The organism is Rhizobium sp. Leaf371 (genome assembly GCF_001424045.1).
In the GTDB taxonomy this organism is placed as follows: Bacteria; Pseudomonadota; Alphaproteobacteria; order Rhizobiales; family Rhizobiaceae; genus Ferranicluibacter.
The window spans coordinates 1-24,430 of sequence record NZ_LMQB01000002.1; the positions used below are offsets into that span (position 1 = coordinate 1).

Annotated in this window: 21 protein-coding genes; 11 read left to right on the forward strand and 10 right to left on the reverse strand. The window is 63.7% G+C overall.

What is annotated here, in order from left to right:
• Window positions 1-355: 355 nt before the first annotated feature.
• The 3 genes from hrpB (at window position 356) to ASG39_RS04765 (ending at window position 4,846) form a co-directional block, all read left to right on the forward strand.
• Window positions 356-2,827, forward strand: a complete 2,472-nt coding sequence (gene hrpB, locus ASG39_RS04755) for an ATP-dependent helicase HrpB (protein ID WP_062593464.1) — start codon at window positions 356-358, stop codon at window positions 2,825-2,827.
• Window positions 2,828-4,162, forward strand: a complete 1,335-nt coding sequence (locus ASG39_RS04760; protein ID WP_062593466.1) for an ActS/PrrB/RegB family redox-sensitive histidine kinase — start codon at window positions 2,828-2,830, stop codon at window positions 4,160-4,162.
• A 93-nt stretch (window positions 4,163-4,255) separates the two neighbouring features.
• Window positions 4,256-4,846, forward strand: coding sequence for an ActR/PrrA/RegA family redox response regulator transcription factor (locus tag ASG39_RS04765; RefSeq protein ID WP_062593468.1), 591 nt, complete (start codon window positions 4,256-4,258; stop codon window positions 4,844-4,846).
• A gap of 4 nt (window positions 4,847-4,850) precedes the next feature.
• On the opposite strand, the gene ASG39_RS04770 is transcribed toward ASG39_RS04765, so the two are convergent.
• Window positions 4,851-5,381, reverse strand: a complete 531-nt coding sequence (locus ASG39_RS04770) for an MmcB family DNA repair protein (RefSeq protein WP_062593470.1) — start codon at window positions 5,379-5,381, stop codon at window positions 4,851-4,853.
• Window positions 5,382-5,582: 201 nt separating this feature from the next.
• On the opposite strand from ASG39_RS04770, the gene ASG39_RS04775 reads away from it, so the two are divergent.
• Window positions 5,583-6,257 (forward strand): L,D-transpeptidase, encoded by a 675-nt coding sequence (locus ASG39_RS04775; protein ID WP_062593471.1) that lies wholly within the window; start codon window positions 5,583-5,585, stop codon window positions 6,255-6,257.
• A 70-nt stretch (window positions 6,258-6,327) separates the two neighbouring features.
• Here the strand turns inward: ASG39_RS04775 and ASG39_RS04780 are convergent, their stop codons facing one another.
• From ASG39_RS04780 to hslV, 6 genes are all read right to left on the reverse strand, one after another.
• Window positions 6,328-8,487 (reverse strand): malate synthase G, encoded by a 2,160-nt coding sequence (locus ASG39_RS04780; protein WP_062593474.1) that lies wholly within the window; start codon window positions 8,485-8,487, stop codon window positions 6,328-6,330.
• Between the two features lie 102 nt (window positions 8,488-8,589).
• Window positions 8,590-9,984, reverse strand: a complete 1,395-nt coding sequence (locus tag ASG39_RS04785; protein ID WP_062593476.1) for a cytochrome P450 — start codon at window positions 9,982-9,984, stop codon at window positions 8,590-8,592.
• A 68-nt stretch (window positions 9,985-10,052) separates the two neighbouring features.
• Window positions 10,053-10,931 (reverse strand): DUF1402 family protein, encoded by an 879-nt coding sequence (locus tag ASG39_RS04790; protein ID WP_156468032.1) that lies wholly within the window; start codon window positions 10,929-10,931, stop codon window positions 10,053-10,055.
• A 267-nt stretch (window positions 10,932-11,198) separates the two neighbouring features.
• Complete coding sequence (gene hslU, locus ASG39_RS04795) at window positions 11,199-12,506, reverse strand: ATP-dependent protease ATPase subunit HslU (protein ID WP_062593478.1); 1,308 nt, start codon at window positions 12,504-12,506, stop codon at window positions 11,199-11,201.
• Window positions 12,503-13,027: a GNAT family N-acetyltransferase gene (locus tag ASG39_RS04800; protein ID WP_062593481.1), complete on the reverse strand. Its 525-nt coding sequence runs from the start codon at window positions 13,025-13,027 to the stop codon at window positions 12,503-12,505. Before ASG39_RS04800 ends, hslU begins: the two co-directional genes overlap by 4 nt.
• Before the next feature lie 2 nt (window positions 13,028-13,029).
• Window positions 13,030-13,587 (reverse strand): ATP-dependent protease subunit HslV, encoded by a 558-nt coding sequence (gene hslV, locus ASG39_RS04805; protein WP_062593483.1) that lies wholly within the window; start codon window positions 13,585-13,587, stop codon window positions 13,030-13,032.
• A 210-nt stretch (window positions 13,588-13,797) separates the two neighbouring features.
• On the opposite strand from hslV, the gene hisB reads away from it, so the two are divergent.
• From hisB to coaA, 7 genes are all read left to right on the forward strand, one after another.
• On the forward strand, window positions 13,798-14,403 hold the full coding sequence (hisB, locus tag ASG39_RS04810; RefSeq protein ID WP_062593485.1) for an imidazoleglycerol-phosphate dehydratase HisB: 606 nt from the start codon (window positions 13,798-13,800) through the stop codon (window positions 14,401-14,403).
• A 135-nt stretch (window positions 14,404-14,538) separates the two neighbouring features.
• The gene (locus ASG39_RS04815; protein ID WP_062593487.1) at window positions 14,539-15,033 is read left to right on the forward strand and encodes a DUF2628 domain-containing protein; all 495 of its coding nucleotides are present in this window, start codon (window positions 14,539-14,541) and stop codon (window positions 15,031-15,033) included.
• Window positions 15,033-15,683, forward strand: coding sequence for an imidazole glycerol phosphate synthase subunit HisH (gene hisH / locus ASG39_RS04820; protein WP_062593489.1), 651 nt, complete (start codon window positions 15,033-15,035; stop codon window positions 15,681-15,683). The genes ASG39_RS04815 and hisH overlap by 1 nt, the downstream gene beginning before the upstream one ends.
• Before the next feature lies 1 nt (window position 15,684).
• Window positions 15,685-16,428: a 1-(5-phosphoribosyl)-5-[(5-phosphoribosylamino)methylideneamino]imidazole-4-carboxamide isomerase gene (hisA, locus tag ASG39_RS04825; protein ID WP_062593490.1), complete on the forward strand. Its 744-nt coding sequence runs from the start codon at window positions 15,685-15,687 to the stop codon at window positions 16,426-16,428.
• Window positions 16,425-17,234, forward strand: a complete 810-nt coding sequence (hisF, locus tag ASG39_RS04830; RefSeq protein WP_062593492.1) for an imidazole glycerol phosphate synthase subunit HisF — start codon at window positions 16,425-16,427, stop codon at window positions 17,232-17,234. The genes hisA and hisF overlap by 4 nt, the downstream gene beginning before the upstream one ends.
• Window positions 17,231-17,551: a phosphoribosyl-ATP diphosphatase gene (locus ASG39_RS04835; RefSeq protein WP_062593494.1), complete on the forward strand. Its 321-nt coding sequence runs from the start codon at window positions 17,231-17,233 to the stop codon at window positions 17,549-17,551. Before hisF ends, ASG39_RS04835 begins: the two co-directional genes overlap by 4 nt.
• 32 nt (window positions 17,552-17,583) lie before the next feature.
• Window positions 17,584-18,543, forward strand: coding sequence for a type I pantothenate kinase (gene coaA, locus ASG39_RS04840; protein WP_062593681.1), 960 nt, complete (start codon window positions 17,584-17,586; stop codon window positions 18,541-18,543).
• 4 nt (window positions 18,544-18,547) lie between these two features.
• Here coaA and tsaE read toward each other — a convergent pair whose 3' ends face one another.
• The 3 genes from tsaE to ahcY form a co-directional block, all read right to left on the reverse strand.
• Window positions 18,548-20,041, reverse strand: a complete 1,494-nt coding sequence (gene tsaE, locus ASG39_RS04845) for a tRNA (adenosine(37)-N6)-threonylcarbamoyltransferase complex ATPase subunit type 1 TsaE (protein WP_062593496.1) — start codon at window positions 20,039-20,041, stop codon at window positions 18,548-18,550.
• Window positions 20,038-22,566 carry a PAS domain-containing sensor histidine kinase gene (locus ASG39_RS04850; protein WP_082476953.1) on the reverse strand — a complete coding sequence of 843 codons (2,529 nt, stop codon included), beginning with the start codon at window positions 22,564-22,566 and terminating at the stop codon, window positions 20,038-20,040. The genes tsaE and ASG39_RS04850 overlap by 4 nt, the downstream gene beginning before the upstream one ends.
• A gap of 355 nt (window positions 22,567-22,921) precedes the next feature.
• Window positions 22,922-24,322: an adenosylhomocysteinase gene (gene ahcY / locus ASG39_RS04855; RefSeq protein WP_062593502.1), complete on the reverse strand. Its 1,401-nt coding sequence runs from the start codon at window positions 24,320-24,322 to the stop codon at window positions 22,922-22,924.
• Window positions 24,323-24,430 lie beyond the last annotated feature (108 nt).

The following is a 24,430-nucleotide window of genomic DNA, read 5'->3' on the forward strand; positions in this document are numbered from 1 at the left end:
CCCGCAAAGTCAAGAAACTTCAGAGCGAGTTCGTCGGTCGCCAGCAGCGCCGCCGCCCTCGTTGGTGTGCGGTTTATAGATCCCACTGCACCGCTTCGTCAACAGGGGGTGGCGGGAAAAATGACATTTTTTATAACACATTGATATAATACGCCTTTTCAATTTCTCCTGATTTTCGTCGCAACATTTTCCCCAATCGGTCAGCCCATCCGCGGGAATCACCTGTCTGCTGTCTTCCCTTCCTATGCTCATCATCCTGTCCTTTCCGTCTTGGCCACATCATTCGCGCCAGTCTTTCGCGGACAGACAACATGGGCTTCGTGCACTTTGTCTCAGGGCCCTATAGATTGGCACTATGACCATCTTTGCCTCGCTACCCGACCTTCCTGTCAAAGCTGTCCTCGCGCAGATCGGGACGGCTCTTTCGACCGGCGGCCTTGCCGTCCTGTCCGCCCCTCCGGGTGCCGGCAAGACGACGCTCGTGCCGCCCTTCCTGCTCGACGCGTCCTGGCGGGGGGATGGGCGGATCATTCTTCTCGAACCGAGGCGCCTTGCAGCACGGGCCGCGGCGGGCCGCATCGCATCGCTTCTCGGCGAGGAGATCGGGGAGCGAGCGGGATACCGGATGCGGCTCGACAGCCGCATCTCGGCGCGGACGCGCATCGAGGTGGTGACCGAAGGTGTGTTCGCCCGGATGGTGCTCGACGATCCGGAGCTCAAAGGGGTGGCGGCCGTTCTCTTCGACGAGTTTCATGAACGATCGCTCGATGCGGATGTCGGACTGGCTCTGGCCCTGGATGTGCGCGCCGCGCTGCGGGAGGATCTGCGCCTTCTCGTGATGTCCGCGACGCTCGACGTGGAGCGGGTAGCAGCGTTGATGGGGCATCCCGCTGTGATCGAGAGCCACGGCCGCAGTTTTCCGATCGACATCCGACACGGCGACCGGTTGCCGAACGAGCGGATCGAAGATGCCATGGCACGGGCGATCATCGAGGCGCATCGCGGCGAGGAGGGCTCCATTCTGGCTTTTCTCCCCGGGCAGGCGGAGATCAAGCGGACGATCGAGCGGCTGCAGGGTCGCCTTCCCGGAGCGACCGACATGATTGGTCTTTACGGAACGATGAGCCAGGCCGAACAGGATCGGGCGATCAAGCCGGTCTCGCCGGGACAGCGCAAGGTGGTGCTGGCGACCTCGATCGCGGAGACGTCGATCACCATCGACGGCGTCCGGATCGTGATCGATAGCGGCTTGCAGCGCCTGCCGGCCTATGAGGCGGCGACAGGCATCACGCGGCTTGAAACCGTTCGCGTCTCCAAGGCCTCGGCCGACCAGCGGGCCGGGCGCGCCGGGCGCACCGAGCCCGGCATCGCCGTCCGGCTCTGGCATCCGGGACAGACAGCGGCGCTGCCTGCATTCACGCCGCCGCAGATTCTCGCAAGCGATCTCTCCGGGCTCGTGCTCGATCTGGCGCATTGGGGCGTGACCGATCCCTCCTCCATGGGATTTCTCGATGCGCCGCCAGGCCCGGCCTGGCGCGAGGCGCGGGCGCTGCTCTCGTCCCTCGGCGCCGTGGATGCCGAGGGGAGGCTGACGGAGGCCGGACAGCGGATTCGAAATCTGGCCTTGCCGCCGCGGCTTGCGGCCATGGTCGTGGGGGCAGCGTCCGACGGACAGGGCATGGCGGCCTGCGAGCTCGCCGTCCTTCTGACGGAACAGGGGCTTGGCGGCACATCGATCGATCTTGAGGATCGATTGCGGCAGTTTCGCGCAGACCGCAGTCCGCGCGGCGAAGCGGCGCGCGGACTTGCGCGGCGCATGGCGTCCGAGCTTGGGGTTCGGCGCAACAGTTCGGCCGAGCCCGTTCTTGCGGGCGCCCTCTTGATCCGGGCATTTCCGGATCGGATCGCCCTGCAGCGCGGCGGGCGGGGGCGGTTCGTGATGGCCAATGGGCGCGGCGCCGAGCTGCCGGAAACCGAGCGCCTGTCCGGCGCGACCATGCTTGTCATCGCGGATGTCACGGGGTCGGCCGGGCGGCACCGGATCTTGGCGGCGGCCGAGATCCGTCGGGAGGATGTCGTCGATCATCTCCCCTCCGCCATCGTGACGGGGAACGAGACCTATTTCGACCGCCAAAGCCGGCAGGTGCGGGCGCGGCGCGTCACGCGGATCGGCGCGATCGTGCTGGAGGAGACGCCGATGGCGCGGCCGGCCGGCCTGGACGCCGCACGCGCTGTGGCGGAGGGCGTGCAGATGCTGGGGCTCGATGTGCTGCCGTTCTCGAAAGAGGGGCGCCAACTGCGTGACCGGATCGGATTTCTCCACAGGAAACTGGGCGATCCCTGGCCGGATGTCTCCGATCTCGCCCTTCTCGACCGTCTCGACGACTGGTTCGTGCCGTTCCAGGCGGATGCGCGGGGTTTGAGCGATATCGAGCCGGGCAGCCTCACGCAGGGACTCCAATCCCTCGTTCCACAAGGCGCATCGCGGGACCTGTCCAAGCTCGTGCCGACGCATTTCGAGGCGCCGACGGGCAACCGCCATGCGATCCGCTACGATGCCGACGAGCCGGTTCTCTCGATCCGGGTGCAGGAGCTGTTCGGGCTGACCGTGCATCCGGCGATCGGCGGGGGACGTATACCCCTGCTCTTGGAGCTGATATCGCCGGGTCAGCGTCCGATCCAGACGACGCGGGACCTGCCGGGCTTCTGGGCGGGATCCTGGAAGGACGTGCGTGCGGAGATGCGCGGCCGCTATCCGCGGCATCCCTGGCCGGAGGACCCGGCACAGGCCGTGCCGACGGCGCGGGCCAAACCGAGGGGGACGTGAATGGCACATCAGGATACGGCGCTGGAGACCGCGGCGACCGGATCGCGCGAGCCGGACGATCCGACAGCGAGCCGATCCCTGCGGCTGCAGACCATCGTGCGATTACGCTGGCTGGCGGTGGCCGGACAGTCGATCGCGATCATCATCGTCGCGCTCTGGCTGCGATTCCCGATGCCACTGATCGCCTGCTTCCTGCTGATCGCGCTTCTGGCCATCGTCAACATCTACCTGACCCTGCGTTATCCCCCGGCGCACCGGCTGCATCCGGTCGCCGCCTTCACGCTTCTGGGCATCGACCTCGCGCAGCTGACGGCGCTTCTCTACATGACCGGGGGCATCGCCAATCCGTTTGCGCCCCTCGTTTCGGTTCCCGTCATCATCTCCTCGGCATCGCAGCCGAAATGGTACAGCGTTGCGCTTGCGCTGCTTGCCGTGGCCGGCGTGACGGCGCTGGCATTTTCGCCCTATCCCCTGCCCTGGTACGATGGCGCGGTTCTCGTCGTGCCGCCGGCGCTGATGGTCGGCTTCTGGTTCGCCATCGTCTCCACCACGGCTTTTGCCGCTTTCTATGCCTATCGCGTGTCGCTGGAAGCGAGCGAACTGGCGGAAGCGCTGGCCGCAACCGAGCTGGTGCTGCAGCGTGAGCAGCATTTGTCCCAGCTCGACGGGCTGGCGGCGGCGGCCGCGCATGAACTCGGCACGCCGCTCGCGACGATCAGCGTGGTCGCCAAGGAGATGGAGCGCGAACTCGGCAACGATCCGAAATTCGGCGAGGACGTCCAGCTTCTGCGCAGCCAGAGCGAGAGATGCCGCGACATCCTGCGGCGACTGACGACGCTCTCCTCCAACGACGAGGCGCATATGCGCTACCTGCCGCTGTCGTCGATGATCGAAGAGGTTTTGGCGCCGCATCGGGAGTTCGACATCGAGATCACTCTGGTGGAGGTTTCCGGCCGCAAGGGCGAACCGGTCGGCACGCGCAATGCCGGAATTCTCTATGGGCTCGGAAATCTGGTCGAGAATGCCGTCGACTATGCGAAGACCGAGGTCATCGTGACGGTAAAACATTCCGCCGATCGCGTTTCGGTGACGATCGAGGATGACGGCGACGGCTACGCGCCCGACATTCTGAGCCGGATCGGCGAACCCTATGTGACGCGGCGGCAGCGCGACGACACCGCAGGCGGGCTGGGGCTCGGGCTGTTCATCGCCAAGACGCTTCTGGAACGGTCGGGCGCGATGCTCGCCTTCGAGAATGGCGGGCCGGAGAAGCCGGGCGCGCGCGTCAGCGTCGAATGGCCGCGGGCCTTGATGGACACCAAGCCGGCGAAATGACCGGTCGTACCTTTCGCCTTTCGGGACGGACCCTTATCTATCCCTCCATGAGATGAAGCGAGACGAGCTGAACGAGGCAAGAGGGATCGCGCCATGAGCGAGAGAGCAGACGCCGGGGCCGGCGAAACAGTTGCAGACAACCTGGACGACGCGATCGGGCTCGATCCGTCGCTGCTGATCGTCGATGACGACGGGCCGTTCGTGCGCCGTCTGGCCCGCGCGATGGAACAGCGCGGCTTTATGGTCGCGATCGCCGAATCGGTTGCGGACGGCATCGCCCAGGCGAAACGGCATCCGCCGAAATATGCGGTGGTCGATCTTCGCCTCGGCGACGGCAGCGGGCTCGACGTGATCGAGGCGATCCGCAGCTGCCGCGACGACACACGCATCATCATGCTGACCGGCTATGGCAATATCGCGACGGCGGTGAACGCGGTGAAGCTCGGCGCGGTGGACTATCTGTCGAAGCCTGCGGATGCCGACGAAGTCTACAATGCTCTCATCCAGAACGACGGCGACAAGGCGGAACTGCCGGAAAACCCGATGTCGGCCGATCGTGTTCGGTGGGAGCATATCCAGCGCGTGTTCGAGATCTGCGAACGCAACGTGTCGGAGACGGCGCGGCGGCTGAACATGCACCGGCGCACGCTGCAGCGGATTCTTGCCAAGCGAGCCCCGAAGTAAGCGTTCAGAGATCGCTGTCCTGCGCGCCGGACATGATGTCCGACAGCGGCGAGGCGTCGCCGGCGCCACCGACGCACCATTCCGCGAGCATCAGCCGCTGGGCGGCGGCCCGCGCGAAGTTGAGGGTGACCGACTTGCGCTGCGGGGCGGAAAGACGGTGTTCGGGGGCGTCGCGGATCATGTCGGCGCCATAACCGTCCGAGAGGAACAGGCCACAATCCTCCGGGAAGATGTCGAGCGGCACGTCCGCATGCGTGGCGAAAAACAGCCGGTCGCAATGCAGCCTGTAATCGGGCCATTTCCGATCCACCCTGAAATCCTCGATCGACGTCTTGATCTCGACGATCCAGATCTCGCCCTTCGGCGAGATCGAGGCGAGGTCGGCCCTGCGGCCGCCCGCAAGCGTGAGTTCGGGCATCACAGCATGGCGCAGGTCGTAGAGATACCGTTGCAGGCCGCGGCGAACGAGCATCGCACGGCGGGACTGACGTCCATCGACAAGCGGGGTGGTGGCGTGGAGCGAAACGATCGGCATGGCATCTTCCTAACTGGCCTGCGCTTCAAATGCCGGACATGGCGGTCTTTGTTGCAAAAAAACCATCCAGGCCGAATTTGAATCAGCGCAGCCTCATGCTGCAGCGCATTCCCTTGCAAGGACCCGGCGAATGGAAAATAAGCATAGAGGCTGATGGTCGAACCACTCGAGCCGTCCTTCGCTCCCTTTTAAGAGATTCTCATGCGCACCCGCAACGCATTCTTCCTGTGCAGCCTTCTGGCAAGCGTCGCTCTGGCCGGTTGCTCCACGGCGCCCGTCACCACGTCCAATAATATGCCGATCCAGCATGTCGCGACGAACCAGATCTTCTCCGACGGCTACGGTCCTGTCGAAGATCACGGATATGCGCTTCCGGCGATCCCGATCAACCGAGTCGATCAGCGCTTCCATCGCCAGATCGTCGATTATGCGACGAACGACCCGGTCGGCACCATCGTGGTCAACACGCCGAACCGCTTCCTCTATTACGTGCTGCCGGGCGGCAAGGCGGTTCGCTACGGGATCGGCGTCGGCAAGCAGGGCTTTGCCTGGCAGGGCCGCGCCTATGTGGCCTGGAAGCAGGAATGGCCGACATGGCATCCGCCGAAGGAAATGGCCGAACGTCGCCCTGACGTCGCGCAGTATGTCGAATCCGGCATGGGCCCGGGCCTGCGCAATCCGCTCGGCGCGCGCGCGCTCTATCTCTTCAACGACGAAGGCAAGGACACCTTGTTCCGTCTGCACGGCACGCCGGAATGGAACTCGATCGGGACGGCTGCTTCCTCGGGCTGCATCCGCCTGATGAACCAGGACATCATCGACCTCTATTCCCGCGTTCGCCCAGGCAAGAATACGCTGGTCGTCGTCCAGCAGTAGTCGAGCCGCTCCTGGCGTTTCGGCATTGACGAAAAAACCCGGATCGCTCCGGGTTTTTTTATGGGTCTTGTTATCGCGATGCCGCTTTCAATTCGAGGCGGCGGCGGTGAAGGACCGGTTCGGTGTAGCCGTTCGGCTGTTCGCGCCCCTTGAAGACGAGATCGAGCGCAGCCTGGAAGGCGACAGACGAATCGAAATCCGGTGCCATCGGGCGGTAGGCCGGGTCGTCCGCATTCTGCCGATCGACAATGGCGGCCATGCGCTTCAGGGTCTCGGTGACCTGATCGCGCGAGACGACGCCGTGATGGAGCCAGTTCGCCATGTGCTGGGCGGAAATGCGCAGCGTGGCGCGATCTTCCATCAGGCCGATATTGTTGATGTCGGGCACCTTGGAGCAGCCGACGCCCTGATCGATCCAACGGACGACGTAGCCGAGAATGCCCTGCGCATTGTTGTCGAGTTCACGCTGGATTTCGTCCGGCGTCCAGTTCGGGCGCGTTGCCACCGGGATGGACAGGATATCGTCGAGCTTGGCGCGGGGGCGGGTCTTCAGACCCTTCTGAACCTCGGCAACATCGACCGTGTGGTAATGCGTCGCGTGCAGCGTGGCCGCCGTCGGCGAGGGAACCCAGGCGGTGTTGGCGCCGGCCTTGGGGTGGGCGATCTTCTGCTCCAGCATCGCCGCCATCAGATCCGGCATGGCCCACATGCCCTTGCCGATCTGCGCATGGCCGGCCAGACCGCAGGACAGGCCGATATCGACGTTCCAGTTCTCATAGGCCGCGATCCAGGCTGCCTGCTTCATGTCGCCTTTGCGGATCATCGGACCCGCTTCCATGGAGGTGTGGATCTCGTCGCCGGTCCGGTCGAGGAAGCCGGTATTGATGAACACGACACGCGCGCGCGCGGCACGGATGCAGGATTTGAGATTGACCGTCGTGCGGCGCTCCTCATCCATGATGCCCATCTTGATCGTGTTCGGCGCCATGCCCAGCGCCTGTTCGACGCGGGTAAAGATCTCGCAGGCGAAGGCCACTTCGTCGGGACCGTGCATCTTCGGCTTGACGACATACATCGAGCCTTCGCGCGAGTTCATGCGACGTCCGGACGGGCCGATATCCCGAAGTGCGATCAGGGCCGTGAACATCGCGTCCATGATACCTTCCGGCACCTCGTTGCCGTCGCGATCGAGGATTGCCGGATTCGTCATGAGGTGGCCGACATTGCGCACGAGCATCAGCGCCCGGCCTTTCAACGCGATCTCGCTGCCATCGGGCGCCGTCAGCGCGACATCCGGATTGAGACGGCGGGTGAAGCGGGTGCCGCCCTTGGAAACCTCTTCCGTCAGCGTGCCGTCCATCAGGCCGAGCCAGTTGCGGTAGATCAGCGTCTTGTCGTCGGCATCGACGGCCGCAACGGAATCTTCGCAGTCCATGATCGCGGTGATGGCGGATTCCAGGACGACATCGGAAATATGCGCCGGATCGCCGCCGCCGATGGCGGTCGTGGAATCGATGACGATCTGGACATGCAGGCCGTTGCGCTTGAGGACGATCGATGCGGGCGCTGCGGCATCGCCCGTGAAGCCGACGAACTGGGCCGGATCCTTCAGCGCGAGGGTGCCGTCGTTCAGGATCAGGCGACCGTCGGTCACCGAGATCGAGCGGAGATCTGTCCAGCTCGCGCCTGCGAGCGGTGCGCTCGAATCCAAAAAGTTGCGGGCCCAGGCGATGACCTTGCTGCCGCGGGCCGGATTGTAGGCCTTGCCCTTCTCCGCGCCGCCTTCGTCGGAAATCGCATCCGTGCCGTAGAGCGCATCGTAGAGCGAACCCCAGCGCGCATTAGCGGCGTTGAGCGCATAGCGCGCATTCATCACGGGCACGACCAATTGCGGCCCGGCGATCGCTGCGATCTCGGGATCGACATGGGAGGTCGAGACCGTGAAATCAGGTTCTTCGGGCAGGAGATAGCCGATCTCGGTCAGGAAACCGGTATAGGCCTTGAGATCGACCGGCACGCCGTTTGCGCGATACCAGGCATCGATCTTCTCCTGCAAGGCATCGCGAACCTGCAGCAGGGCCCGGTTCTTCGGTGCGAGATCATGGACGATCGCGGAGAAGCTCTCGAAGAAGCGTTCGGGCTCCAGTCCCGTGCCGGCCAGCGCCTCGTTGACGATGAAGCCATGAAGGCCCTGTTCAATCTGCAAACCGTTGATATCGATGCGGTTCATGAGGTCTCCTCGCTCTTGCCCCGTTGCGTGCACTGCAATGTCCTCACGTACGCCGCGAAGTCAACGTCTTCCGATGGGGAAGGGCTATGCACGGTGAGTATCCTATCGTCGCGTCACCCGCATGGGGATGCCGCCCTGCGGCTGCGTCGTCAGCCGTTGAACCGGCCAGGGGCGGGTCTGGGGCGTCACGTCGAAACGATAGTCTTTCATCAGAACGCCGAGCGCGATGACGGCTTCCTGCAGCGCGAAGGTCGCACCGATGCAGACGCGTGGGCCGGCGCCGAAGGGCAGATACTGGAACCGGTGCAGGCTCTCGCGATGGCCGGGCAGGAAGCGCTGCGGCACGAAAGCGCGCGGGTTTTCCCAATAGAGCGTGTGCCGGTGCAGGGTCCAGGGCATGACGAGAACCGAGACGCCCTTTGCGATATCGACGCGCTCGCCGGTCGGCGACGTCCAGCTGTCCGCCTCGATGGCCGCACGATTGATCGAGGGCGCCGGCGGATAAAGCCGCATGGATTCCTCGAACGCGGCGCGGACATGCGGCATGTTGTCCAGCCAATCGACGGGATCCGTGCCGTCTGCGACGACGCGATCGATTTCCGCCTCCATCAGAGCCCGAAATTCGGGGACATGCGCGATGCAATAGAACGTCCAGCCCAGCGCTCGGGCCGTCGTTTCATGACCGGCGCCGATGAAGGTGAGGATGTTGTCGGCGATCTCGTCGGCATGCAGCCCGTCCGGGCCTTCGCGTTCGAGAAGCAAGGTCAGGAAATCCTGCGGCACCGTCTCGGGGTGGGCGCGCATCTGCCGGCGGCGCTCCTCCATCGTGGCGGCAACGACCGTTCCGAAGCGGCGCATCAGTTTGCCGCTCCCCCAGCGGGTCACACGCGGGACCCAGGATGGGGCCAGCAGCATGTCCATGGGATCGATACGGCCCATGCTGCCGAGCAGCGTCTCGACATCCTTGGTGAAGGCTTCGGTTTCCGCAGCGATCTGCCCGGAAAACAAGGTTTCCGCCAGGATATCGTAGGTTAGTTCGGTCATGTCGGTGGCGATATCGACAGACATGCCCCCGTCGGCCGCCCGCGTATACCGGCGCGCATAGTGCTTGCAGGTCGAAAGCATCTTGTCGGCGAAGCCCTTGGCGTGGCGGGGCGTGAAGACCGGCGCGACCGCCTTGCGCGTGCGCTTCCATGTCGGCCCTTCGGCCGTCAGCAGTCCATCGCGCAGGATCGGCCGCAGCACGAGCCGGCGCACCTCCGACATCTCGTAATTCGCGACGTTCTCGACAAGGATGTAGCGGATGAGGCCGGGATCGTTGACGATCAGGGTCTGCTGGTTGACGAACCGTGTCTCGATCCAGGGGAGCGTGTAGGATTGCTCGCTCCAGAGTTCGAGCGGATTGCGCAGAACCGTCCGGAGAACGTTGAGCTTCGAGAGTTCCTGCTTGCGGGGAATGGGGGCCGGCGGCTCGAACGTTCGCGAGATCATGTCCATCGGATGTTGACCTTTGAGGTTTGGGCCGGGATCGGGGTGGGGGGCTTCTGGCGCCGACCTCCGTTGGATCAGAGAAGCGCCTTCAACTCGGGCAGCTTCTCGTTCACCAGCCAGCCATAATAGTTTTCCTCCGGCCACTGCACGGAGCCCGATCGGTTCTTCGCGGCAAGCGCTGCGGCGCGCTGGTCGGGATTGCCGATATTGTAGAGCGTCGCAGTGATGCCGGGATTGTCGCTGATGTCGATGTCGGCCACCGAGCGATAGACGTCGATCGAGTGGCGGATGACGGCCGCCATGTAGGCGAGCGACTGGTCGGGATCCATGATTGCTTTATAGACGTCGGCCGCGCTGTTTTCGTCCAGCCGATCATAGCCGGACACGCGGGTGACCGTGTCGGTCATCATCAGGGCCGTCAGTGGATTGATCTGGCCAAGGCCGAAGGTCTGTCCCGCATAAAAGGGCTGGAAGAAGACGGCGGAAAAACGGTTGTTCGGGAACGTTGTCCCCCCCACCGTTTCGCCGCGGAACTCTTTGTCCCAGACGCTCTCGCGGCAGCTCCAGAGAGCGTAGGACCCTTTCTTGCCGGCACAGACGGAAAATTGCGGACGGTCGACGAAGTCGGCGATCGATTCGCCCTCATAGGCAAAACGGAAGCTGTCTCCGGCATAGGCCGCCGCCTTGACGTAATAGGACTGCAGCCGGTCATAGGCATCGACATTATAGGTATGTTCGCCGACGATGGCGCCGACCATATGGATCGGGTCGATGCCATAGGCGCGTGCCGTGGACTTGATCTTGCCCATTAGCTTGCTGTCGGTCGCAAGCAGCTGGCGAACCTTTTCATACTTTGCGTCGAAGGTCGATTTTCCGGCCTTCGTGCGGCGAACCGAAGCGCCGGGCACGGACGGCTGTTCCGCATTGCGGTTGCCCTCCGGCATGACGTGCATCTCCGCTCTGGCCGGCGATCCCGACGCAGCCAGTCCCGAAACGAGCAGGCCCGAAGCAATCAGGACCGTGACGAGGGCGAGAGCGGGAACAAGTTTGCGCAAGGCTTCAGTCTCCAAAGGATATGGCGGTGCGCTCGTGATGCGGCGCAAAGGTGTCGGAATCATGCCATGGGGCATGTCCTCTGCCATCCTCCGATATTCGGCATGCTGCCGCAACCGCCTGCCCCACGCCTCTCAAAGACACGGCGGCAGGCGGATCGCAGCGCATCAGAGAATATAGCGCGACAGGTCCGTATTGGCAGCGAGGTCACCGACATGCTTGCGCACATACTCGGCATCGATCGCGAGCTGCTCGCCCGACTTGTCGGGTGCGGCAAACGAAATCTCGTCGAGCACACGCTCCATGACCGTCTGCAGCCGGCGCGCGCCGATGTTCTCGACGCTGGCGTTCAGATGCACCGCGACATCCGCCAGCGCATCGAGCGCATCGTCGGAAAAGTCGAGGACGACGCCTTCGGTTTCCAGAAGCGCCTTGTACTGGCGGATCAGGCTCGCCTCGGTTTCCGTCAGGATGCGGCGGAAGTCTTCCTTGGTCAGCGCCTTCAGCTCGACCCGGATCGGCAGGCGGCCCTGAAGCTCCGGCAGGAGATCGGAGGGCTTGGACACATGAAAGGCGCCGGATGCGATGAAGAGGATATGGTCGGTCTTCACCGGCCCGTATTTCGTCGCGACCGTCGTGCCTTCCACCAGCGGCAGCAGGTCGCGCTGCACGCCTTCGCGCGAGACGCCGGCGCCCATGCCGCCGTCGCGGGCGGCGATCTTGTCGATCTCGTCCAGGAAGACGATGCCGTCATTTTCGGCCGAGCGCACGGCTTCCCGCTGGATCTGCTCGTTGTCGAGCAGCTTGTCGGACTCATCGTCGATCAGAAGCGCGTAGGACTCCTTGACGGTCGTGCGCACTTTCTTGGTCCGGCCGCCCATGGCATTGCCGAACATTTCCGACAGGTTGAGCACGCCGATATTGGCGCCCGGCATGCCGGGAATCTCGAAGCCGCCGCCCGGGCTCGCACTGTCGGCGACCTCGATGTCGATCTCCTTGTCGTCAAGCTCGTTGTCGCGCAGCTTGCGGCGGAAGCTGTCGCGGGTCGCGGGCGACGCCGTGCTGCCCACGAGCGCATCGAGAACGCGTTCCTCCGCATTCTGGTGGGCCTTCGCCTTTACTTCGCCGCGCTTCTTGTCGCGCACGAGGCCGATGCCGACCTCGACCAGATCGCGGATGATCTGCTCCACATCGCGGCCGACATAGCCGACTTCGGTGAATTTGGTGGCTTCCACCTTGATGAACGGCGCCCCGGCGAGCTTGGCGAGACGACGCGAAATCTCGGTCTTGCCGACGCCGGTCGGTCCGATCATCAGGATGTTCTTCGGCATCACCTCGTCACGCAATTCGTCGGGCAGCTGTTGGCGGCGCCAGCGGTTGCGCAGGGCGATGGCGACGGCGCGTTTCGCATCGTGCTGGCCGATGATGTAGCGATCGAGTTCGGAAACGATCTCGCGGGGGGAAAAGGTCGTCATGGTGTGTCCGTTTCTTCAATCTGGGGATCCAGCGCCATGAGATGGGCCGGACCGTATTGGCTGTGACGCCGGTCGACGAAGCGGAATCCGGCTTTCTCATAGGCGCGGATCGCGCGTGCATTCTCGGGATGCGGGTCGACGATGATCCGCATCGTGCCTGTTGCAAAAAGCCGGGCCGCAAAGCTGGCGGCGATCCGGCCGCCATGGCCTCTGCCGATCTCCTCGGGCGGGCCGATCGCCATGTCGATGCCGATGGTTCCCGCCGGCTGGTCGCGATAGGGATGGTCCGCCTCCCGGTGCGGATCATAGGACTGGAGGTAGGCGATCGGCCGCCCCTCCCGTTCCACGATCATTGGCTGCGTCTCTCCCGTCTCCATGGCTTTCGCAATGGCGTCGAGCTCGTCCTCCACCGCATCCCACCATGTCCTGACATGCGGCTCTGCAAGCCACTGCGCCAGACGGGGGAAATCCGCGGGGCGCAGCGGGCGAAAGACGTAAGAGGCGCCCGGCTCGAAGGGCATGTTCAGGCGGCGTCCAGCGTCTCGACGACGATGTTGCCATTGGTATAGACGCAGATATCGCCGGCGATCTCCATGGCGCGGCGGGCGATCTCTTCGGCTGTGCGATCCGAATCCATCAGCGCGCGTGCCGCGGCATAGGCGTAGTTGCCGCCGGAACCGATCGCGATCGTCCCATGTTCCGGCTCCAATACGTCACCATTCCCGGTGATCGCCAGCGTGATCGACTTGTCGGCGACCAGCATCATGGCTTCGAGATTGCGCAGATACTTGTTGGTCCGCCAATCCTTGGCAAGCTCGACGGCGGCGCGCATCAGCTGGTCGGGATACTGCTCGAGCTTGGCTTCGAGCCGCTCCAGCAGGGTGAAGGCATCCGCCGTGGCGCCGGCAAAACCCGCGATGACCTGGCCCTTGCCGAGCCGGCGTACCTTTCGGGCGTTTGCCTTCATCACGGTCTGACCGAGGCTGACCTGGCCATCGCCGGCCATGACCACCTTGCCGCCCTTGCGCACGGTGATGATCGTGGTCGCATGCATGGTTCCGTAGGGGTTATGTTCGCTCATGAGAGTCCTGTTGCCTTCCGCACCCGGGACTGTCCGGGGCGTTTGAATGCTTGATGTCGCGATCTATGTAAGAATGCCGGAAGCGATTGCAAAGGGTGGTCCCGGCGTCCGTCGGGACACCCGATCGTGCCCGGGAGATGCGGGTCAATCGAAGCTGGATCTTTCCCGGCCGGCCTGATATCAGGCGACTTTCACACACCGGAGTTCCCGATGGCAGAGGCAGAAGGCCGCACCGGCAGCATATCCCGCAAGACCAACGAGACGTCCGTCTCCGTGTCCGTCGCAATCGACGGGACCGGGGCATCGACCATCTCGACGGGGGTCGGATTTTTCGACCATATGCTCGACCAGCTGTCGCGTCATTCTCTGATCGACATGACGATCGAGGCGAAGGGCGACCTGCATGTGGACGATCACCACACGGTTGAGGACACCGGCATCGCCATCGGCCAGGCGATCGCCAAGGCGCTCGGCGACCGGCGCGGCATCACGCGCTATGCCTCGATCGACCTTGCCATGGACGAAACCATGACCCGCGCCGCCGTCGATGTGTCCGGCCGTCCATTCCTTGTCTGGAACGTCGCCTTTTCCGCGCCGAAGATCGGCACGTTCGATACGGAACTGGTGCGGGAGTTCTTCCACGCTCTGGCGCAGAATGCCGGCATCACGCTGCATATCCAGAACATCTACGGCGCCAACAACCACCATATCGCCGAGACATGCTTCAAGGCCGTCGCCCGTGTGTTGCGCACCGCAACCGAGATCGATCCCCGCCAGGCCGGCCGCATTCCCTCCACCAAGGGGACTCTGGCCTAAGCCGGGTTCTTCCGCTGCGGACGCCGGGCTACTTCGGTTTGGTTTGGTTTGGTTTGGGCGCATTCCCGAGGGTGCGCCGCCCCGTCGAGACATGTCTTCCCAAGAGAAGATTCCTCTGTTGAGAGCAGGCTGCTGATGACACCGTTTCTCGTCTATCTCCCGCCCGGCGCGCGGCGCGACAGCCCGGATGCGGTCTTCGTGGCCGATCGTTTCGCCTGGCCGGCTTTCGTCTTCCCGGCCTTCTGGCTTCTCTTCAAGCGCCAATGGATCGCCGGCATCGCCGTCTTCATCCTGCAGGGTGCGATGACCATGGCCGGCGGACTGGCCGATGCGGCACTTGCCGCGATCCTGCTGGAACTTGCGCTCCGGCTCCTGGTGGCGTTGGAAGGGCCAACCTATCTTGCGCACCGGCTGGAGAAGCGGGGCTTCACGCTTGCCGCCGTCCTGCCGGCACCCGATCTGAAGACGGCCGAAGCCATGTATGGCGCGACGCTCGACGATCTCGCGAACGATCCTGCGCTGCCTCTACCGCGCCTTGGCCCGAGCTTCGGTCCTGGCCAGAACGGCGCAAGGGCGATCGACCCTGCCAATCCGGGCTTCGGCCTGTTCGACACCTATGGGAGCCGCTGATGCGCGTCGCGATCATCGATTACGGATCCGGAAACCTGCGGTCCGCGACCAAGGCCTTCGAGCGCGCCGCCCGCGAGGCCGGCATCGCTGCGGAGATCGACCTGACCGACAAGGTGGATCGCGTGGCGACGGCCGACCGGATCGTTCTGCCGGGTGTCGGCGCCTATGCCGATTGCCGGGCCGGTCTATCCGCCGTCGATGGCATGAGCGAAGCCGTCATCGACGGCGTCGAGAACGCTGGAAAGCCGTTCCTCGGCATCTGCGTCGGCATGCAACTCATGGCCTCGCGCGGGCTGGAGAAGGCGACGACGCAAGGGTTTGGCTGGATCAAGGGCGATGTGGTGGAGATGAAGCCGGCGGATGCCGCGCTGAAAATTCCGCAGATCGGCTGGAACACACTCACGCTCAACCGGCCGCACGCTCTGTTCGACGGCATTCCGACCGGGCCTGATGGACTGCATGCCTATTTCGTGCACTCCTATCACCTCGCGACGGAAAACCCTGACGATCTCGTCGCAACGACGCGCTACGGGGCGCCTGTCACGGCTTTCGTTGCGCATGAAAACAAAGCGGGCGCTCAGTTCCATCCGGAAAAGAGCCAGACGCTCGGCCTTGCCCTTTTGACCAATTTCCTGCGCTGGAAGCCCTGACATGATCCTTTTTCCCGCGATCGACCTCAAAGACGGTGCCTGCGTCCGCCTGAAGCTCGGCGACATGGCGGAGGCCACCATCTACAATCCGGACCCCGGCGCCCAGGCGAAGGCCTTTGAGGATCAGGGGTTCGAGTGGCTGCATGTGGTCGATCTCAATGGCGCCTTTGCCGGCGAAACGGTCAATGGCGCAGCGGTGGAGGCGATCCTGAAGGCGACCACCAACCCGGTCCAGCTCGGCGGTGGCATCCGCACGCTGGCCCATATCGAAACCTGGCTCTCCAAAGGTCTTGCCCGCGTCATCCTCGGCACCGTCGCGGTGCGCGATCCCGCGCTGGTCCGCGAGGCCTGCCGCCTCTTTCCGGGCAAGGTCGCCGTGGGCATCGATGCGAAGGGCGGCAAGGTTGCCGTCGAGGGCTGGGCCGAGGCGTCCGAACTTGGCGTGATCGAGCTTGCGCAGCGCTTCGAGGGTGCCGGCGTTGCCGCGATCATCTATACCGATATCGATCGCGACGGCATTCTCGCCGGGATCAACTGGGCGGGCACCCTGGCCCTCGCCGATGCGGTCGCCATTCCCGTCATCGCCTCGGGGGGCCTTGCCTCCATGGAGGATATCAATCGTCTCGCAGCACCCGACATGGCCAAGCTCGAAGGTGCGATTTCCGGGCGCGCGCTCTATGACGGCCGGATCGACCCGGCCGAGGCGCTCGCCGTTCTCAACCGTGCAAGAGGACGTGCCGCATGACCCTCAAGGCCCGCGTGATCCCCTGCCTCGACGTCAAGGACGGCCGCGTCGTCAAGGGCGTCAGCTTCGTCGATCTGATCGATGCCGGCGACCCCGTCGAATCGGCCAAGGCCTATGACGCGGCCGGGGCCGACGAACTCTGCTTTCTCGATATCACCGCCTCGTCGGACGGCCGCGACACGATCTTCGACGTGGTCGAGCGCACCGCCGAACATTGCTTCATGCCGCTGACCGTCGGCGGCGGCGTACGCAGTGTCGCCGACATTCGCCGCCTGCTTCTGGCGGGCGCCGACAAGGTCTCGATCAACTCCGCGGCCGTGCGCGATCCCGATTTCGTGGCGCAGGCGGCCGACAAGTTCGGCAACCAGTGCATCGTCGTCTCGATCGACGCCAAGCGGCGCGTGTCGCCGGGAGCGGAAGGCACCAGCGCCTGGGAGATCTTCACCCATGGCGGCCGCACGGCAACGGGCATCGACGCGGTGGACTTCGCAGCGCGAATGGTCGAGCGCGGGGCCGGCGAACTGCTGGTCACCTCCATGGATCGAGACGGCAGCAAGATCGGCTACGACCTCGACCTGACCCGCGCCATCGCCGACCGCGTTTCCGTCCCCGTCATCGCTTCGGGCGGCGTGGGAACGCTTGATCACATGGTGGAAGGCATTCGCGACGGGCATGCGACGGCGGTTCTGGCCGCATCGATCTTCCACTTCGGAACGCACAGCATCGGCGAGGCGAAGCGCTACATGGCCGAGCACGGCATTCCGATGCGGCTCGACGGCTTGGCGCAGGCGGAGAGCATCCTGTGACCCGGTTTTTGCTTTCCGATCTCGAAGCCATCGTCGCCGAGCGGGCAAAGGCCTCACCGGAGACATCGTGGACCGCCAAGCTCGTTGAACAAGGACAGGCGCGCGCGGCCAAGAAGCTTGGCGAGGAAGCCGTGGAAACGGTGATCGCCGCAATTTCCGGCGACCGGAAGGAACTGGTCTCCGAGAGTGCGGATCTGCTTTATCATCTCATGGTGGTATTGAAAATTGCGGACGTTCCGTTACAGGAAGTTCTGGAGGAGCTTGAGGGACGCACGGTCCGGTCAGGCCTTGAGGAGAAGGCGAGCCGAAAGACGTGACCATTGCGCCGCAGAACAGGGGTGAAGCGGATATGCCGGACGATCTCGGCAGGCGAGACTATTCCCCCTACCACTTCTTTTCGGCCGATGCATGGTCGCAGTTTCGAGCGGACACGCCCCTGACACTGACGGCGGACGAGGTTCGCCGGCTGCGCTCCCTGAACGACCCGATCGATCTCGATGAGGTGCGTCGGATCTATCTGTCGCTGTCGCGCCTGCTCTCCACCCATGTCGAGGCGTCGCAGATCCTCTACGAACAGCGCAAGCGCTTCCTGACGATCTCGGACGAAACCAAGACGCCGTTCGTGATCGGCATCGCCGGATCGGTGGCTGTGGGAAAATCGACCACCGCCCGTATTCTGGCCGAGCTTCTGTCGCGCTGGCCCTCCAGCCCCAAGGTCGATCTCGTGACGACGGACGGGTTTCTCTATCCGAATGCCGTGCTGATGCGCGACAACATCATGAACCGGAAGGGTTTTCCGGAAAGCTACGATATCGGCGCGCTGCTGCGCTTTCTCTCGGCCATCAAGGCCGGACAGCCGAACGTGCAGGCGCCGAGTTATTCCCACCTCGTCTATGACGTGTTGCCCGACCAGTTTCAGGTCGTGGACCGGCCGGATATCCTGATCTTCGAGGGCATCAACGTTCTGCAATCGCGCGACCTGCCGGAGGACGGCAAGATCGTGCCGATGGTGTCGGACTTCTTCGACTTCTCGATCTATATCGATGCCGACGAGACGCTGATCCACTCCTGGTATGTCGATCGCTTCATGCGGCTGCGCCAGACGGCGTTCAAAAACCCGGAATCCTTCTTCAAGCGCTATGCCGAGGTGAGCGAAGAGGAGGCCCGGTCGATCGCCGAGGGTCTCTGGCAGAATACGAACCTCAAGAACCTGCGCCGCAATATCCTGCCGACCCGGCCCCGTGCGGACCTGATCCTGCAGAAGGGCACCAATCACCTCGTCCAGACGGTTGCGCTGCGCAAGCTGTAAACGCCTACAGGAGACCGGCTTCCCGAAGCCAGGTTTCGAGAGGCGCGAGCGAGGAATGATCGAGCGCTTCGCGGAGATAGGCGAACGTGCGCGGCATGTGTTTCATATAGCCGGGCTTGCCGTCCCGCTGCATCAGCCGCACCCAGATACCGACGAGCTTGCAATTGCGTTGCGCCGCCATCAGGTGGAAGTGCTCGATGAACGCAGCCTCATCGAAGGGGCCGAGACGGCGTCGCTCGGTGATATAGGCATCAATGATGGCCCGCCCGAGATCCGGCGGGATGGTGACCCGCGCATCCTGGACGAGCGAAGCCACGTCATAGGCCGTGGGGCCGATCATGGCATCCTGAAAATCGATGAGAGCGACGCGGTCGATGCCCGTCCTGTCCTTGCGCCAGAGGATGTTCGGCGAATGGACGTCGCGCAGGAGGAGGTGCTTCTCTCCGCGCTCCGACAGGTCGATCAGCCGGTCCCAGACGGCGGCATAGGTTTCGCGCTCAGCAGGCGTGGCCGGCGTGCCGCGATGATGCGGCAGGAACCAGTCGATTAGCAGCCGGGTCTCGATCTTGATTGCGGCACGATCGAAGGGCGGGATGACATGGACCTGTCCGCCGGGAAGCGGCAGGCGGTTTTCCGGTGGCTCGCCATGCAGTCGGGCAAGCAGGCGCGCCGTTTCGATGTAGCGTTCCGCAACCGGCGCACCGCCCGTGTCGAGCACGCCTTCGGCCCCGAGATCCTCCAGAAGAAGCATGCCGGCGTCGATATCCTGAGCATGGATTTCCGGCGCAGCGAAGCCGCGTTTTCGCAGATAGAGGTCGATCGCGACGAAGGCGCCGACATCCTCGGCGATATGGGCGATCTGCTGATAGTATTTTCCATCCTCAAGGATCGGCCCGGGAATGGTGCGCGGGGCATCCATCAGGATCAGGTCCAGCCCGGCTGGCTGATGGATGCGCTCGTAGCCGCGCACCGAAGCATCGCCGTTGAGATGGCGGCGCGCGACGCCGTGGTAGCCATGGTCGTCCAGAAACTGCCGGATCGAAAGGCTGCGGCGGATGCGGGACAGGATCGGTTCGCTGCCGGAGACGATGGCCATGCGACCGTCTCCATCCTGTTCCAAGGCCAACACGATGCTCTGTCGCGGCAGGTAGCCCTCCGCCCGCTCGGGCCATTCGATCAGGCAGATGCCGTTCGCCGAGAGTTCATCGAGGCCAAGCTCCAGCACCTCGCTCGCATCCCCCAGTCGATAGAGATCGAAATGCGAGACGGTCGTGCGCAGATCGTAGGACTGCACGAGCGTGAAGGTCGGGCTGGGCACCTCCAGAAAAGGATCGTCTGCGACGGCCCGGATGAGCGCGCGGGCGAGGGTCGATTTTCCCGCACCGAGGTCGCCCGAGAGAGCGACCGTGTCTCCGGATTTCAGAGCGAGCGCCAGATCTTGGCCAAGCCTGATCGTGGCGGCTTCATCGGCAAGCGGCAGGCGCAGCATGTCGGTCATTCCGCGGCTTCGGCCTTCGGCAATGCGCCCGAGGGAATACGGCAAATGACCTCGGTCCCCTCGCCTTCCCGCGTCACGATGCGGACCTTGCCATGGTGGAGGGTGATGAAGCTGTCGACGATCGAAAGGCCGAGGCCGGCGCCGCCGCGCTGGCCATGGCTCTCGAAGCGATGGAAGACGCTTTCCAGTACGTCCTTCGGAATACCGGGTCCCTGATCGCTGACGGTGAAGACGAAATCGCTGGCCTCGCGCGCGCAGGAGAGGCCGACGACGCTGCCCTCCGGCGCGAAGTTGGCGGCATTGGTCAGGAGCTTGATGAAGATCTGCTTCAGCCGCTGGTGGTCGGCAACGAAGGTGCCGAGCATGTCGGGCGTGTCGATGCGCAGGGTGACAGAGCTTTCCTGCAGACGATCGGCCATCTGTTGCGACACCTCATCGAGGAAATCGGTGAGATTGATCTCGCTGAGGTCGAGCTCGACGATGCCGGCATCCACGGTCGCGAGGTCGAGAATATCGTTGACGATGGTCAGGAGCAGCGAGGAGGAGGTGGAGATATGATCGACATATTCCGCCTGGCGCGTCGAGAGCTCGCCGAAGGCGGGCGTTTTCAGAAGGTCGGCGAAACCGATGATGTTGGTGAGCGGCGAGCGCAACTCGTAGGAGACATGCTGCACGAAATCGTTCTTCAGCGAATCGGCCATGCGCAGCGCCTCGTTCTTTTCCGTCAGGGCGCGCTCGACGCGCACGCTGTCGGTCATGTCGACGAAGGTCAGCATGGTCTGCGCATTGGGAAGAGGGATGATGGCAAAGTCGAGGATGAGACCGGTGCGCAATTCGAGCATGCCGCGGCTCGACGGCCGCTCGTCCTCGAAGCTGGTAATGGCGTGGGAAAACCGCTTCCAGCCATCCGGCTGGTCGTAGGAAACGGTGCAGGCCTGCTCGATGGCGCGGATATGGGTGCCCGGCGCGACTTCGGTTTCGGTCACACCCCAGAGCGCCCGGAACGCCGGGTTGGACAGCTTGATACGCCCGTCCGGACCGAACACTGCAACGCCTTCGGAAAGGTGGTCGATGGTTTCGCCCTGAACCTGCACCAGCGTATTGTAGCGGGTTTCCAGATCGACACGCTCAGTGAGGTTTTCGAAGACCCAGGTTGCCCCGCCCTGCGGACGGGCCGTCGCGAAAACGCGCAGGGTCTGGCCGTTCGGCAGATGCCACATGTCCATCTGGGTTTCGATGGCCTGATAGACGGAGAGAGCCTGTTCCTTCCATTGCTTCCAGCTGAGCTGCTCGGGAAGGCGGCCGCTTTCGCGCAGCTGGTCGAAGATCTCGCCATTGCCGGGGCGGCGGGCGAGAAAGGCCGTGTCGAGGTTCCAGAGGGTCTGGAACGCCTGATTGTAGAATTGCAGGCGCTGCGAGCCATCGAAGGTCGCCACGGCCGTTGCCAGATGGTCCAGCGTTTCGGCGTGGCTCTTCAGCGTGCGGGACAATTCCTCGCGAACGGCCTCGATGGCGCTGACATCATGGGCGATACCGGCCGTGCCATAGGTGGTCTTCGCATCGACGACATCGAAGAAGGTGCGCTGGCCGCGCACGACGGTCGAGATCTTGTCGCGGAAGGGCGAGTCATAGGTGGCGAGCGCCTTGGCTTTTTCACGTGAAACGGTTGCCAGCAGTTCGCGGCCTTCCTGGACCACGACGTCGGTGCTCGGCGCTTCCACGGCGTCGCGATAGGCTTCGTTGACCCAGGCAATCTGCCCGTCGCGTCCACGCTGCCAGACCGGCATATCCACCGCATTCAAAAGCGTCTGAAGGCTTGCGAGATCGCCGCGCAGCCGGTCGCGCTCCAGCGTCAGCTCGGCCAGTTCCTCGCGCAGATTGTTGAGCGCGACGAAGCGCACGAAGGCGCGGCCGCCGGACACGCGCCCCTGAGCTTCCAGGATCTCGTTGCGGTTCGTCTGCACGACGAGGTCGAAGCTTTCGGCAAAGGTGCGCAGGCGATCGATGGCCCGTTCGAGTTCGCTCGCCGACGTCGCCTTGATCCAGCGGCCGAAGGCGAGGAAATCGCGGTCGTCCTGCGGCGCACCCGTTTCCGGCGGTAGCTGGCCAAGAAATTCGGGCTTTTCGGCCGGACCATCCCAGACCACGATGCTGCGGTTCTTGTCGGAAATCAGCGCCTGGAAGCGCGTGATGCTCTGGCGCGCATCGGCAAGCGCCGTCTTCAGGTCGCGATTGTCGGTCTCGACGGTGCTGCGCTGCCGGATCACCCAGACGGCCGAAATCATAGCGGCAGCAATGGCACCGGTGAGGAGCGAGAATGTGATGATCTCAGAGGAGTGAAAAACGCTCGCGACGCCTTCCGCGGCCATGGCCTCGCCGGAGAGGAGCCCGAGGGCAGAACCTGCGGCAAGGTGGCGAATGATCGACGACAGGCGCTTGCGACGTCGATCCGGCCGGGTGTCGACCGCAGAGCTTACGCCCGGCTCGGCAGGCGTTCGTCCAGCGTTCCAAGAAGCTTTCGTCATCACGTGCCTGTCCCCGTTGCACGGCGCCCGGCCGGTCTTCCGCCAAGATGGCAAAACCCCACAGGCACGCATCCGCCGTCCGCACGACCTTTCGACAAGGCCGGTTGAACGAATATCGTCGTCTTCGGGATCGTTACGCGTTCATGCTTGCCCGCCGCTTACGGCGTGCGTCGTTCCGTCCTGAAAACCAACGCTTTTTTCCGATTCGGTCCGCGTCAGTGCCGCATCTTCGTCCCGAATCGATACAGGTCAGCATAGTCCCTCCCCTTGGAAGCGGGAAGCATGGAGACGAAAAAGAGGCCGCACGCTCTTCAGCGTACGGCCTCTTCCAACTCAGGATATTTTTCGCTCGCGCTTAGTAGCGGTAGTGATCCGCCTTGAACGGGCCCTGCGGGGTCACGCCGATATAGGACGCCTGTTCATCCGACAACGTCGTCAGCTTGACGCCGAGCTTGGCGAGGTGAAGGCGCGCGACCTTCTCGTCGAGGTGCTTCGGCAGGATGTGGACGCCGGCTTCGTACTGCTCGCCCTTGGTGAAGAGCTCGATCTGAGCGAGCACCTGGTTGGTGAACGACGCCGACATGACAAAGGATGGGTGACCCGTGGCATTGCCGAGGTTCAGCAGGCGACCTTCCGACAGAAGGATCATCCGGTTGCCCTTGGGGAACTCGATGAGATCGACCTGCGGCTTCACATTGTTCCACTTCAGGTTCCGCAAGGCGGAAACCTGGATCTCGTTGTCGAAGTGGCCGATGTTTCCGACGATCGCCATGTCCTTCATCTCGCGCATATGCTCGATGCGGATGACGTCCTTGTTGCCGGTCGTGGTGATGAAGATATCGGCGCTCGCGACGACGTCTTCGAGCTGGACGACTTCGAAGCCATCCATGGCGGCCTGAAGGGCGCAGATCGGATCGACTTCCGTGACCTTGACGCGGGCACCCGCACCCGACAGCGAGGCTGCCGAACCCTTGCCGACGTCGCCGTAACCGCAGACGACGGCAACCTTGCCGGCCATCATCACGTCGGTGCCGCGGCGGATGCCGTCAACGAGCGACTCCTTGCAGCCGTACTTGTTGTCGAACTTCGACTTTGTGACGCTGTCGTTGACGTTGATCGCCGGGAAGGGCAGCAAGCCCTTGGCGTGCAACTGGTACAGGCGGTTGACGCCGGTGGTGGTTTCCTCGGTGACGCCCTGGATCGCGTCGCGCTGCTTCGTGAAGAAGCCGGGCGTTTCGGCCAGACGCTTCTTGATCTGCGCGAACAGGATCTCTTCTTCTTCCGAGCCCGGGTTCGACAGCACGTCTTCACCGGCTTCGGCGCGCGCGCCGAGCAGGATGTACATGGTGGCATCGCCGCCATCGTCGAGGATCATGTTGGAGACGCCGCCGTCAGTCCACTGGAAGATCTTGTCGGTGTAGGTCCAGTATTCCGTCAGCGTCTCGCCCTTGACGGCGTAGACCGGAATGCCCGCAGCCGCGATCGCCGCAGCGGCATGGTCCTGCGTCGAGAAAATGTTGCAGGATGCCCAGCGAACGTCGGCACCGAGCGCGACGAGCGTCTCGATAAGAACCGCCGTCTGGATCGTCATATGCAGCGATCCGGTGATGCGGGCACCCTTCAAAGGCTTCGACGCACCGAATTCCTCGCGCGAGGCCATCAGGCCCGGCATTTCGGTTTCGGCAATGGTGATTTCCTTGCGGCCGAAGTCGGCCAGGCCGATATCGGCTACCAGATAGTCATTGGTCGTGCTCATGAAGCTCTCCGCTGGTGGCTCGCCGGGTCGAAAGCTTGAGGCTCCGGGACCGCAGGCGGGCACTGATCTCTTGCCCGGTCATAGGCGGGGCGCGATCTTTCTCTAGCA